Raw genomic sequence first — 13,883 nt, forward strand, 5'->3', positions numbered from 1 at the left:
TATTAAAATGTTGCATTAACTCCAAATGTTATTACTTTTTGCTGGTAATACCGTTCTGCATTACCCTGAATTTCAGGATCAATTTTTTCCTTCATCCACGGAGTCCAGTTAATTAAATTCTGACCTGAAGTGTAGATTCTCAAAGATTTTAGCGAATTTCCTAACACCTTATTTGAAAACGTATAACCAAATTCAGCACTTCTTAAACGGATGTAAGAATTATTTCTCAAGAAATGTGTGGAAGCTTGCGTGTTGTTAGAAATTGGCCCTTGGTGTATGCGGGGATATGTAGCATTTGGAGTATTCGGCGTCCAATGATCATCATAAACCATTTTCTGAACGGAACCCGCCTCACTGAATGGGGAAGAATAAAAACCACTAAGTAACAAATTACTTAGGGCAGAGCCCTGAAAGAGCAAATCTAAGTCGAAATTTTTAAACGTTAGGTGTGGTGCAAGTCCATATATAATCTGAGGAACTTCGGGATTTCCAATATCCGTTTGATCGAACTGATCAACCTTTCCATCCGGTTTACCATCATTTGCAGAACTGTTTAAATCAGCATATTTAATATCACCCGGCCTAAGATCTTTTATGTTTCCATAAGTAGGTAGCGGAATCCCAGGCTTTAATTGATAACCTACCTGATCAACAAAATCATCAGCAGTATAATAACCTAAAGACTTAAGTCCGAATTGCTCGCCAAGCGGACGTCCTGTTTCGCTTCTAGTAGGGTTATTAAATGTGGTAGGATTTTCAAAGATCTGTATTATTTTACTTTTAGCATAAGTAAAGGTACCTCTTACATCTAAGCGTAAATCGTTAGAGAATTGTTTAAAGCTACTTAAGGTCAGGTCAATACCCTTGTTTGTTACTTTCCCTGCGTTAACAGGCCCTAATCCAACACCATACTCTCTTGGTAAAACCCCAGCTTGGGTAACTAACAGATTATCTCTTTTTTCGGAAAAATAATCTGCTTCAATACCTAACAAGCCATTCCACAAGGTGGCTTCAATTCCTATGTCAGTCTTTTGTGCTTTTTCCCAGGTAATATTGGGGTTACCTTGAAGATTTTCAGATATACCCTGTGTGATTCCATTACCTAATACTGCAGAAGCTCCATTAACTCCGAATTGATCCAGGTAGTAATATTGATTTGCAACACTCGTAATGTTCGGGTAGTTTCCCGATTCACCGTAGGAAGCTCTCAATTTAAGATTATTTATCCAGGCGAATTTTTTCATGAAATTTTCTTCAGAAATGCGCCATGCGGCAGAGAAGGCAGGGAAAAATCCAAAACGGTGTCCCGGTCCAAAAACATAACTTCCGTCATACCGGCCTGCTGCCTCTGCAAAATATTTACCTGCATAGCCATAAGTAAGCCTGTAAACATATCCCAGTTGCTTTTGCCCGCCTGAAAGTCCGCTCACCCGTGAGTCAGCCGGTGCGGTACCACCGAAATCCAAATCTTCTAAGGTTAAGTTATAATTTGCCCTTTCTGCCTGAAAGAATTGCCATTTTACATCACGGTACTCCGTAACAAAAAGTCCTGTAATTTCACTTTTACCGAAAGTACCTGCATAGTTTAACAAACCCTGATAGGTAGCCATTTTATTTTCATTCGTTCTTTGTCTCGTTAGTGTTTGCCCTTGATAAGATATTGGGTAAGTATAAACCACTCCAGGCCCATAAGTTGGAATTGGCCCACCAGGAACTTGATCTGGAAGCTTAGGATTGGTAAGAGGTATAGGAAGATCACGATGGCGAACTGTAGAATTGCCAACCGGGCTAAATCCAAGGGGATCAGCGCCTCTATCATAACTTACTATACCCTTTATACTTAATCCTTTAATCGGCAACTTTTGATCGACAGATAATTGTGTTAGCAAAGAATTATTGTTAACCGTTTCATAGCCGCTTTGGTAAATCTCACCGTATAAAGACTGGCCTATGTACCCGGCACCCAGTCCATTGCTGTAGCGAACCGGAGTAGTAGGAGCTTGTCTGTATGCCTGTCTGAAAATACTACCGGCACCAACTCCAGGATAATGTTGATCTTCCTGAAAACCGTTAATTTTCAGATCCACGGTAGTGCTTTTTGTAGCATTTGCGGTTAATCCAAATGACCCGTTAAATTTATTCAGAAACGTCGTACTCCACATACCTTCCTGGCGGTTATAACCAAGGGAAGCAAAATATTTAACATCTTCACTACCACCTGATAAAGTAAAGTTATGATACTGAATTGGAGCATTTTTAGAAATGATACCATCCAAAGGCCTTTGATTAGGGTGGCCGTCAGGATCCTGCCCGTTTCCATATAATTCAATATCCCTGTCAGAAAACGGAAGTTTAGAAGCTTTATCATTAAGCGCAGCTTCATTCGATATTTTTGCAAATTCAACTGCATCAACGAACTGAGGCGTTATGGTAGGATTTTGGAAACCGTAATACATGTTATAGGATAATTGAGGTTTACCCGTCTTTCCTTGTTTGGTAGTAATAACAACTACACCGTTTGCACCCGCCACACCATAAGGCGCCACCGCAGCAGCATCTTTTAATATAGTGATTGTTGCAATTGAGTTAGGATCTAAACGGCTGAAATCACGAGGTACTCCATCCACAATGGTTAACGCCCCAGTACGTCCGGTAGTAGCGGGACCTCTGATTGTAAACGAAGAACCATCAGCTCCCGGCTCACCGCTTCCCTGCCTTGCTATTAGACCCGATGCTCGCCCGACTAAACTATTAGTAAGATTAACTACAGGTTTTTGCTTAATATCTGTTAAATCGATGGTGGATACTGCAGCTGTAGTTGATGTTTTCTTTTGAGTACCGTAACCTACAACTACAACTTCGTCTAACACGTTATTAGAAGAGGTAAGTTTAATGTTTAAGCTAGTTTTCCCGCTTATTGGCACTTCTGCGCTTTCATAGCCAACAAAAGTAAAAACCAGCGTGCCATTATCTGGCGCTTCGATTTGGAAAGTTCCATTCGCGTCAGTAGTAGTTGCTGTTTTGGTTCCTTTTACAAGAACGCTAACCCCCGGTATGCTCTCCCCCGTTTTTGCATCTACCACTTTACCTTTAACCAGCAACCGATTGTTGCTAACGCTAGCAACATAGTTGATGTATGAGTTTAAAGAATTGTGGGCATTTGCCAGCTGAGAGAGGAAGACCAGAAGAAAACAACTTAGGTAAAAGACAAGGTATCTTTTACTAGAAGAATTTTTTAGTAATTTGTTTTTCATAGTTAAATCATTTGAATTGGTTTTAAGTGGGAATAATTGTTTTTTGGTTTTTTGTTCATGTTAACAAAATGTTGGTTAGTAAATGATTTTGCTTCAAATAACTAGGAAACCGAGAGGACTGGGAATTCATCATGCGCAGCTAAATTATTTGGCAATACAAATAAATGACATAATTTATTTTTTGTACTGACCTATAATCCATATTAATTGTCAATACGTGCTTATTTCGCACGAAGGTCCGATTTTAAACTATTGGAGGCGTTGTATTGAGTTAAATGCTTTAACCAACCCACCGAGATACTAACTAGATCAAACAAAAATTCATTTGGCTTTTAAGTAGTTTTCCCTCAATTACCTCCATTGTTTTACTTTTAAAACAGAGCCAAATGGGTATTGTCTGTTTGGAGTTAGTTAGGTTTTTTGTTGCTTGGCTAAAGCTATAAGAAAAGAGGAATTGTCAGATTTGGACTGGTTCGAAATGAATAGGCATTCTCACTATTCCACACCTCACAGAACGAACTGAACACTAGTAGAGTTTTATTTTGAATAATATCAAACGCCTCAAATCTTCAATATGTATCCTAGCATCTCAGCGACTTACCTTAACTTTATAAAATTATGGCGAAAAATAGTAATTTAGGCGTTGCAATAAACATTAGTTTTCGTTCAGCTCAACCTGCCGTGACAGCGTGTTGCCTTGGCAACGTGTCACGATTATTAGATTTTAAGTTAAAGTGCATGTGCAAAAAGCAATCTAAACTACGGAGGATATTACAAAAAGGTTCCCTATCAACAATTCTATTATGTCTATTTGTTAATTGTTTCGGACAAAAACAAAACCTTGTAGATTATGTAAATCCGCTTACCGGAACTTCCTACAGTACGACTATTTCTTCAAAAAAACATAGTTCAGGACCTACAACAGAGTTATTGGCAAATGTAATTCCCGCGGTCGGCCTACCATTTGGAATGACACAATGGACGCCACAAACCCAATTGACAGAAAAAAAGTGTGTCGCACCATACTATTACAAAGATAAAGAAATGAGTGGTTTTAGGGCAACCCATTGGCTTAGTGGTTCTTGTACACAAGATTATGGAAGTTTTACCATCATGCCTATTTCAGGCAAATTGAGAACTTCGGCAGTAGATTATGCTTCTGGCTATCAGCATAAAAATGAAAAGTCTTCGCCAAACTATTACAGTGTGTTTTTGGATAAATATCAAATCACTTCAGAAATAACAGCACTGGCTAGAAGCGCAATGATGCGTTTTACTGCAGGCAGCACTGATGATTTTTATTTAATTATTAAGCCTAATAGTGATAGGGCAAAAGGATTTGTTAAAATTGACCAGAAAAATGGCGAGGTCGTGGGCTATAATCCTGTTTATAGGATTTATCAGGGTTCAGGTTCTCCAGCTGGATTTAACGGTTTTTTTGTAATTCAATTTCAGAAACAGGTTGAAAAAAACGGCCTCTTTTCTGGCAACGATTTTTTGGATGGACAAAGCACCGGTAATAAAGTTGATCTTGGAGCTTTTCTAAAATTCAAGATGCAAAAAGGGGAGCGACTGACAATTAGAATGGGAACATCATTCACCAGCATCGCCAACGCAAGAGCAAATTTAAAAGCTGAAATCAATCATTGGGATTTTGAGAAATTAAGAAAACAGGCGGGGGATATATGGAATACGGCTTTGGGACAAATTAAGATAGAAACTTCCGATAAGAAAGACAAAGATATTTTTTACACGTCTTTTTACCATAGTATGCAACATCCTCGATTATTCAGCGATGTGAATGGAAGCTATCCAAAATTTGCACACCAGTACGAGAATGCCCAGTTAAAGGGGAAAGATTATTATGACGATTTTTCTATGTGGGATATCTATCGCGCACAGCTGCCGCTTTATCAAATTTTGCAGCCCAAAAAGATTGGAGAATTTGCTAATTCTATGGTTTTAAAAGGCGATCAAGGTGGTTGGTTGCCTATCTTTCCTTGCTGGAACAATTACACGGCAGCCATGATAGGAGATCACGGTTCCGCATTTTTGGCATCCGCTATCGTGAAAAACATTGGCGGTTTTGATCAGAACAAGGCCTACAATTTGATGCGAAAAAACGCATTTGAAACTCCGGATTCTACCGAATCTATGGAGGGAAAAGGAAGAAGAGCATTAGGGGATTATAAAAAATATGGATATGTGCCGTTAAACAACCACATTTTAGAAGCATTTCACACCAATGAGCAGGTATCTAGAACGATGGAATATGCGTTCGATGATTACTGTGTAGCGAAAATTGCCGAAAAGTTAGGTAGAGCAGATGATGAAAAAGAACTGTTTATTAGGGCTAAAAATTACAAAAATGTATTTGACAAAAAAGTACAATCGATAAATGGACGGTATGCTGACGGAAGTTGGTTAGGCAATTTTAATCCAGACAAAAGAGCCAGTTTTATAACCGAAGGTACACCACGACAATATATGTTTTATGCCCCGCAAGATATAAAAGGATTAATTGATTTAGTTGGTGGAAAGAGCGCTTTAGAGAAAGCATTAGATAGTTTATTTTTAAAAGGCGAATATTGGCATGGAAACGAGCCCGGACACCAAATTCCTTTTATGTATAATTATACTAATACACCTTGGAAAACACAAAAAATAGTTCGACAAGTTTTAGACGAGGAGTACGCCGATGGCCCAGGTGGTTTAAGCGGGAACGATGATGCCGGGCAAATGAGTGCGTGGTATGTGTTCGCTTCATTAGGGTTTTATCCCGTAGATCCTGTCTCAAATAGATATGAAATATGTAGTCCGCTTTTTGATAAAGCGATTATAAAGTTAAAAAATGGTAAAACAATACAGATTTTAGCCAATGGCAATAAAGGAAAAAATCGGTTTATCCAGTCCTTAAAAATAAACGGTAAGCTATACGATAAAACTTACCTTACCTACGACGACTTAATGTCTGGCGCAAAATTAGAGTTTTTGCTGGGAGAAAAGCCGAATATAAATTGGGGAACCCATTAAGGACACTTATGGCTTTAGAATTGTCTCATTGACAGACGGATTCTATATCAAAGACGGATTCAGTTTTTCATCAACTCCTACTAAATCAGTTAAAAAAACTACTACTTTATAACAGTCGCCCCAGGCCCTATGTAAGACCTTTTTAATCCGCCAAAATCTATCATGATTTTTTGAACAACCCTACCCGGATCCCCACATAAGTTTTTAAGGTGTGTTCGCCTGGTTTGTTAAAACTTATCTTTGTTGTGCCTATGGCGGAGTTTCTAATCACATTTTGTTTCCAAGTAAAAGAATATTATTAAGATTTGGTGGTCGCCTATTTGTTGCCAGTAATAAATTTTGTAAAATCTAAATGTCCTAATTTTCTAATGTACAATGCATAGAAATTATCATTAGTAAAAAAATAATATCTTCCACCTCTACTCAAATCAATCATCAATTTCAAATTTTGAATTAATTTAATGCAGATCTAACTAAAGGTGAGCGCGCAAAAAACATCAAGTCTCAAATACCCAATTTTTCATAGCAATATATTATAAATTAAAAAATGAATGTATCCGTAATGATAAAACGGCATTTTTCAGATGGAGAATATTATTCATATCTCTCAATCTATTTTTTGTACATTCGGATTTTCCTATCCAGCTAGATATAAAAAAAACCAATATGAATAAATTTTTTATCAGATTAGCACTTATACTAACGCCATTTTTTTGTTTTGCACAAAGCAAAAAATCTATACTGCCAACAACTAAATTCGAGCAGTTATCGGCCAAACAAAGCAAGCCTAACGGTGAGTTTCTAAAACTTCAGGACAGTCTAGAAATAATGGCAAAAGGCTTGGTTGAAAAGCTAGCCATAGATCGGAGCAAAATACCCGTGTTTGATGTGGTTAAAGATTTTAAATTCGACAACACAGGAACGCAACTAGTTACCAAACAGTTTCAGCACTCCATAGATTCTTGCACAGCAAACGGTCCGGTTAGATTGTTTTTTCCAAAGGGAACTTATCTAACTGGCACAATCATTCTAAAATCTGGCACACATATAGAGCTCTCGGCAAATGCCAAAATTATTGCCAGTACCGATGCAAAAGATTACCCAATTATTTACCCAGAATATAAAGCCAATACCGATCTACAGGTAAATAAATCTCTTTTCTATGCGGAAAAGGTGCACGACATCTCTTTTACCGGAAAAGGAATAATAGATTTTAGGGGCGATGATGCCGTTTATTTGAACACAGGCAACAATGATACCCGAAGACCTTTCGGCATGCGTATTATAAGTTCGAAAGACATTTATGTAGCAGGCTTGATGTTCATTAACTCTCCGCAATGGATGCAACATTACCTTAATTGCGAAAATTTGATGATCGAAAATCAGAACGTTTTTAACCATGCCCACCAAAATAACGATGGAATGGATATTGATGGATGTAAGAATGTGTACATTAGAAACTGTAAAGTTGACAGTGATGATGATGCAATTTGTTTAAAAAGTAACGGTCCCTCAAAATGTGAGAATGTATTGATTGAAGACTGCATTGCATCCAGCCACTGCAACGCTTTGAAATTAGGCACAGAAACAACTGGCGGTTTTAAGAACATTGTCTATAGAAATTGTAAGGTTGTTCCGTCTGTTACCAGTCACCACTATATAAATGGTACCGAGACTTGCCATACAGCCATCACCCTTATCATTACAGATGGCGGCAAAATGGAGAACGTTTGGTTTAACAATATTGATGCGGATGATTGTGTAACCCCACTTTTTATTACCCTTGGCAATCGCAGCCGAAAATATACAAAAGACGCCCCTCAACCAGGTATTGGAAGTATAGAAAACGTGTTGATTTCCAACTTTCATGCAACAAGTGCGGGTCCAATGTCTTCTTCGGTAACAGGGCTAGATAACAATCATCAGTTGAAAAACGTAATTCTAGAAAACATTACTTTAGAATTATCGCACGCCGGAAAAAAAGAAGATAGAAGTATTGATATGGTGCAGGTATTAAAAAGGGTAAAAGCTGGTTATCCTTCTCCAGATGGTTGGGGAGATTTGACAAGCGCAGGTTTGTATTGTAGGTACGTTTATGGTTTGAAAATCAATAACTTGAAAATTAAATCTTCAAATCCAGAACCTCGCGAACCTGTTATTATTGACGAATGCAGCAAAGTTGAAACTCAAAGTATCACCAACAATAACCAAGTATATAAAATTAAATAATACTATAGTTTGATAAATGAAAATTTAAGGGTTAAGAATGTAAACTTTATCCATAAATATAAATACAACTGTCCAAAGCGTTTTAAATAAAAATGCCGAAATGGGGTTTGCTACAGTTGAAGATTTTATGAGAAATGAAATAATTTAAGTTAATGACAAGAAGTATTAATCTTATAGTGTTCTTTATCTGTAGCTGCTGCTTACCTGCAATGGCGCAAAAAGTGACGAAAGTTGCACCGCAGTTAGGTAAAGCCTCAATCAAGGACATAGTTGCCGCCATGACGCTTGAGGAAAAAGCAACACTAGTGGTTGGGGCAGAAAGTAAGGCTTCTAGCGGCAAATTAGCTGATGGCACCGCAATTGGCCAAACAGATAAAATGGTTCCCGGTGCAGCGGGCAATACTGCCGCAATATTGCGTTTGGGCATCCCCTCTCTTGTTTTTGCAGATGGCCCTGCCGGATTACGGATTGCGGCGACACGAAAAGACGACAACACCAAAACCTATTTTGCAACTGGCTTTCCTGTGGGCAGCTCCTTGGCTTCTACTTGGAACGTAAATTTAGTGGAAAAGGTGGGCAAGGCTTTCGGTAATGAAGTAAAAGAATATGGAGTGGATATTTTGTTAGGCCCGGGTGTTAACATTCATCGAAATCCGTTAAATGGACGCAATTTTGAGTATTATTCTGAAGACCCATTGCTTTCTGGTAAAATGGGCGCAGCACTTATAAACGGCATACAATCTAACGGTGTGGGCACGTCTATTAAACATTTCATTGCAAACAATCAAGAGACGAGTCGTGGCAGCGTTAATGCCATTATAAGCGAAAGGGCGCTTAGAGAAATTTATTTGAGAGACTTCCGCATTGCCATTGCAGGATCAAATCCTTGGACAGTTATGTCTTCTTACAACAAACTTAACGGAACTTACACCGCAGAAAGACATGATTTATTGACCACCATTTTACGCGATGAATGGAAATTTACAGGTTTTGTGATGACAGATTGGTTTGGCGGCAAAGATTGGATCGCAGAGATGAAAGCTGGAAACGATCTTTTAATGCCAGGTAGAGAAAATCAGATTAAGGCCCTGGTTGATGCGGTAAAAAACAAGACATTAAACGAGTCTGTATTAAATACAAATGTTGAACGCATTCTTGCAGTTATATTAAAATCTCCAACTTTTCTAAAGTATCAATATAGCGATAAGCCAGATTTAAAGGCACATGCGAATATAGCCAGAGAAGCAGCCGATGAGGGAATGGTTTTATTGAAAAATAACTCTAAAGCCCTTCCAATTTCTAAATCGGTAAAAGTTATAGCTGCGTTTGGCGACTCATTCTACAATCCGATTGCTGGTGGCTACGGTAGCGGCGACGTAAATAAAGCGTATGTTATTTCTGGAAACGAGGGATTACTCGATGCCGGCTTTAAGATTGACACCAAACTTGCTGGTGTTTACTACGAGTATTTTAAAAACAACAAAGAGCTAATGTTGCCTGGCATTACTGGTGTTAGGCCGCCGGGGATATTGCCCGAAATGGTGGTGGCTGATAAAAATATTGAAGAAAGCGCAGAAAATAGTGATCTTGCATTGATAACCATTGGTAGGAATTCTGGCGAAGGCGAAGACCGTAAATTAGAAACCAATTATAAGTTAACTCCCGAAGAAAAGCAGCAGATTGCCATGATTGCCCATACTTTCCATAAAAAAGGAAAAAAGGTGGTTGTAGTGTTGAACGTTGGCGGAGCGATTGAGATGGATCCGTGGCAAAGTGATGTCGATGCAATTTTGCTGGCTTGGCAGCCTGGGCAAGAAGCAGGTTTTGCCGTTACAGATGTTTTAAGCGGTAAAATAAATCCATCTGGTAAATTGCCAGATACTTTTTTTGAAAAATATAGCGACGTTCCATCTGCAGGAAATTTTCCGGGAACACCGAAAGACAAACCCGAACAAGTTATTTACAAAGAAGGCATCTATGTGGGTTATCGCTACGCAGACAGTTTTAACATTAAACCCAGCTACGAATTTGGATATGGGCTATCTTTCACAGATTTCTCAATTACAAATCTTAAGTTGAGCGCAAAGGACTTTAGCGGCTCAATTATGGCAACAGCAAAAGTTAAAAACATTGGCCATGTTGCCGGGAAGCAGGTAATACAATTGTACATAAGTGCGCCATCTAATACGATAGACAAGCCAGCGCAAGAACTTAAAGCCTTTGGTAAAACCAAGTTATTAAAGCCTGGCGAGTCTCAAACTTTTACCTTCAGAATTACGGCGGCCGATTTGGCATCTTACCACACAGAAAAATCCCAATGGGTTACCGATCCTGGAAAATATACTGTTAAAGCAGGTGCTTCATCTCGAGACATTCAGCAAAAGGCTTCCTTTGAGGTGCCTAAAAGTATCCTTGTAGAAACTGATCATGCGGTGTTGAAACCGCAGATAGAGTTCGAGGATGAGAAACCGACTACGGCAAAAAACTAATGACCATTTTAAATTAATGAAAATAGAATAAATTATCTTTCCTACAAAACCTTCGTAAATCTACCTCTATTTTTTTCGTCTTGTGGGTACGAAGTGTTGCATTATTGATGTAACGAATACTTTAAAAAAAATGTTCCATAAATTTAATCGATTACTAAAAAAAATTATCTTTGAACAACCATTTATTATAAAGCTATGCCTGATCTGTTAACTACAGATGCTGAGCTATACGCTGCCGTCAAACTTGACAATCAAAAAGCATTTAACATGCTGTATGATCGTTATTGGAAATTAGTGTATAAAAAAGCATTTTCTTACATAGCAGACTCAGAAGTCTGTCAGGAAATTGTGAACGATATTTTTTATAACATTTGGAAAAATAGAGGCACCAGAGAGATCAACTTATTTAAAAATTATTTAACTGTTGCTGCCAGATATAGAGTTTACAGTCATATCAGAGCGAACAAAGAATCTTTACTGTTAACCTATATAGATAACTATCAAGACATTAAGGCTGTTTTATTGGATGAGAATGATGGCGAAAAAAACATTCGCTCTGAAGAAATGAAAGGCGACATTGAAATTGCGCTTAAAGATTTGCCAAAGCGTTGCCAAGAGGTTTTTTCTTTGAGTAGAAACAGTCAGTTAACTAATGTAGAAATTGCTGACAAACTCTCCATTTCTAAAAGATCAGTAGATAACCAAATATCTTTGGCTGTTAAATATTTAAGAATTGTGTTTACAAACTATAGCCTATTCCTTGTAGTCATTAGATTGTTTTTTACAAAGAGCTAGAATAACTGTCCCTTTGTAAAAAATCATTCAATATAAGAATGATTAGCCTGCTCGCTCGTCTTTATAGATAGTCCTTAACATCCTTTTTCCTAATGGAGAAAATCAAGTAAAATAGGTTTCAATTTCCTTACCAAGAGGAAAATTATGAATCTACGCTTTACAAAAACACCACTTAAGAAAGTATGTATTTTAACATTCAACGCTTGAATTCAATTATCAAATAATTGTTTTTAGAAATCCGAAAAAACCAACAACCTTTACTTTGCCTCTTTCTCAACCCCCTTGGTTATTCCATTTTCTCCAAACGAATCTATGGCAAACCAATACTTTTGATCTTTATTTAAACTTCTTATGGTTAATTCGCTTTGGTCGTACACCTGATAAACGCGATTCAATTGACCTTTTTTAATTCCGAATCTAATGTTATAACCAATAGCGTTAGGTTGCTTTTTCCAGCTTAGGGTAACATTACGTGTATCGTTCACATCTCTTACCACGCTAAACGAGGCTACTTTTAAAGGTTTATTTTTATTTCCACTACCAAAAATCCTAAAACCAGAAATGGCAAACGTGCCGCTTGGAACTCTATAGTTCGTCACTTTAAAATATCGAGCCTTAACGGGTGTTTTAAACGCTTGGTATTGGTGGGTAAGATCGTTTTCATTCGTAGTTTTATCAACCAACTTTATCCAAGTTTTTTTATCGTTGGAATATTCTAAAAGGTATTGTTGCGCCAATACTCGCGCACGACCAAAAAGTTGGGTGTTGTTTTCGGCAAAATTAAGTTGTATTGCATTAACGGTACATTTAGAGCCTAAATCTACACTCAGCCATTCCCCTTTTTTTCCAGTTTTTGCGCTCCAATAATCTCTAATTTCTTCATCAACTGCTAATGAAGATAGATTTTTTTCTAGACTTGAAGATGCTTTCGTTGGTTTTTTATAGGATAACAGCATCCAACCGGGGAAGAGTTCAGCTACATCCTTTATTTTATGACTTGGCATAACCATCGGATAATCGGCAAACTCGGTATGCGCGATCATGTTATTATCCTTATCAAAAGTTACCGGTATTAAACCTAACCGACGTTCGAATTTATGCTTTACGGAAATAATCATGGTGACTATACGCCAGTAATTTCCATATTTATCTGTAAAGGTTGCCGCATGTCCGGCACCACTAATAAAACCTTCGGGTTTCGCGGAAAAAGGATTGGTTTGTGAGTAAGTAAAAGGCCCAAGAGGCTTTTCGGCAACATAATAGCCATCTGCATAACTTTTGTATTGAGTGCCTGGCGCCGAATATTGGTAGTAATACTTACCATTGTGCTTGGTCATCCATGGCGCTTCAGTCCAAGGTCTCCCAGGCAACGTATTATAATCTCCAGAACGTTCCCACCCACGCATTTCTGGATTTCCTCTAACAACATCTACAGGTTCTCCAATTGGATTTAATTTATTGTTTGCATCTAGTTCTATTGCCTTAAGGTAACCGTTGTTTGTAGAACCATAATATAGGTAAACCTTCCCATCCGTATCTTCGAAAAGATCAGGATCCCCTACTGATAGAGGAAACGAATGATTGTAAACTTCCCATTGACCTTTTATTGGATCTACTGCCTTATAAATAATATTACTATTAATAGGCATAAAATATAACGAACCATTAATTACCGCTGCTGCCGGTGCATCTTTTTCAAAGGGCAAGTCTTTTGTGGTAACAAAAGCCCAGTCTAGCAAATCTTTAGAATGCCAATACCCGCCAGACGATGTCGCAAACAAGTAGTAATTATCTTTATATAGAATAATAACAGGATCAGCGGCGCTACGGCGTGAAGGTTTTTCTAAAGAAAACTGGTAACTAATGTTGATGGGATTGCAGAAAGTTTGGGGCATTCCTTGCTGTGCCTTTAATGCTAAAGAGGCCGATACGAAAATTAAAATAGTAAGGATTTTTTTCATTTAATGATTGTAATTTATGTTTAGAGTCTATGCCCTTAAGTTACAAAACTTAAGGAATTTAAACTTAATATTTTTTTGTTTTCGCGTAGTTTAGAGATGTGATATTATCATTCAAAAACTAA

Annotated in this window: 6 protein-coding genes and 1 pseudogene; 4 read left to right on the plus strand and 3 right to left on the minus strand. The window is 37.8% G+C overall.

The features are described from left to right. Nucleotides 1-2: 2 nt before the first annotated feature. Nucleotides 3-3,254 carry a SusC/RagA family TonB-linked outer membrane protein gene (locus ABIB40_RS13255; protein ID WP_354359835.1) on the minus strand — a complete coding sequence of 1,084 codons (3,252 nt, stop codon included), beginning with the start codon at nucleotides 3,252-3,254 and terminating at the stop codon, nucleotides 3-5. Nucleotides 3,255-3,872: 618 nt separating this feature from the next. Between ABIB40_RS13255 and ABIB40_RS13260 the strand changes: the two genes are divergently transcribed. Then, nucleotides 3,873-6,287 carry a GH92 family glycosyl hydrolase gene (locus tag ABIB40_RS13260; RefSeq protein ID WP_354359837.1) on the plus strand — a complete coding sequence of 805 codons (2,415 nt, stop codon included), beginning with the start codon at nucleotides 3,873-3,875 and terminating at the stop codon, nucleotides 6,285-6,287. A 101-nt stretch (nucleotides 6,288-6,388) separates the two neighbouring features. On the opposite strand, the pseudogene ABIB40_RS20725 reads toward ABIB40_RS13260, so the two are convergent. Beyond that, nucleotides 6,389-6,484: pseudogene (locus ABIB40_RS20725) on the minus strand (hypothetical protein); the annotation flags it as partial. A gap of 469 nt (nucleotides 6,485-6,953) precedes the next feature. Here ABIB40_RS20725 and ABIB40_RS13270 point away from each other — a divergent pair. From ABIB40_RS13270 to ABIB40_RS13280, 3 genes are all read left to right on the plus strand, one after another. Continuing rightward, a complete protein-coding gene (locus ABIB40_RS13270; protein WP_354359839.1) occupies nucleotides 6,954-8,516 on the plus strand; it encodes a glycoside hydrolase family 28 protein in 1,563 nt (520 codons plus the stop codon). 209 nt (nucleotides 8,517-8,725) lie between these two features. Further along, on the plus strand, nucleotides 8,726-11,005 hold the full coding sequence (locus tag ABIB40_RS13275) for a beta-glucosidase family protein (RefSeq protein ID WP_354359841.1): 2,280 nt from the start codon (nucleotides 8,726-8,728) through the stop codon (nucleotides 11,003-11,005). A gap of 195 nt (nucleotides 11,006-11,200) precedes the next feature. Continuing rightward, nucleotides 11,201-11,800: a sigma-70 family RNA polymerase sigma factor gene (locus ABIB40_RS13280; RefSeq protein ID WP_354359843.1), complete on the plus strand. Its 600-nt coding sequence runs from the start codon at nucleotides 11,201-11,203 to the stop codon at nucleotides 11,798-11,800. Nucleotides 11,801-12,057: 257 nt separating this feature from the next. Here ABIB40_RS13280 and ABIB40_RS13285 read toward each other — a convergent pair whose 3' ends face one another. Beyond that, the gene (locus ABIB40_RS13285) at nucleotides 12,058-13,761 is read right to left on the minus strand and encodes a family 43 glycosylhydrolase (protein WP_354359845.1); all 1,704 of its coding nucleotides are present in this window, start codon (nucleotides 13,759-13,761) and stop codon (nucleotides 12,058-12,060) included. Nucleotides 13,762-13,883 lie beyond the last annotated feature (122 nt).

The sequence above is a fragment of the Pedobacter sp. UYP30 genome (assembly GCF_040547165.1).
GTDB lineage: Bacteria > Bacteroidota > Bacteroidia > Sphingobacteriales > Sphingobacteriaceae > Pedobacter.

Excerpts from the sequence above, each read along its gene's own strand:
- ABIB40_RS13280 (WP_354359843.1), top strand. The coding sequence starts at position 11,201 with ATGCCTGATCTGTTAACTACAGATGCTGAGCTATACGCTGCCGTCAAA.
- ABIB40_RS13285 (WP_354359845.1), bottom strand. The coding sequence starts at position 13,761 with ATGAAAAAAATCCTTACTATTTTAATTTTCGTATCGGCCTCTTTAGCA.
- ABIB40_RS13270 (WP_354359839.1), top strand. The coding sequence starts at position 6,954 with ATGAATAAATTTTTTATCAGATTAGCACTTATACTAACGCCATTTTTT.
- ABIB40_RS13260 (WP_354359837.1), top strand. The coding sequence starts at position 3,873 with ATGGCGAAAAATAGTAATTTAGGCGTTGCAATAAACATTAGTTTTCGT.
- ABIB40_RS13275 (WP_354359841.1), top strand. The coding sequence starts at position 8,726 with ATGGCGCAAAAAGTGACGAAAGTTGCACCGCAGTTAGGTAAAGCCTCA.
- ABIB40_RS13255 (WP_354359835.1), bottom strand. The coding sequence starts at position 3,254 with ATGAAAAACAAATTACTAAAAAATTCTTCTAGTAAAAGATACCTTGTC.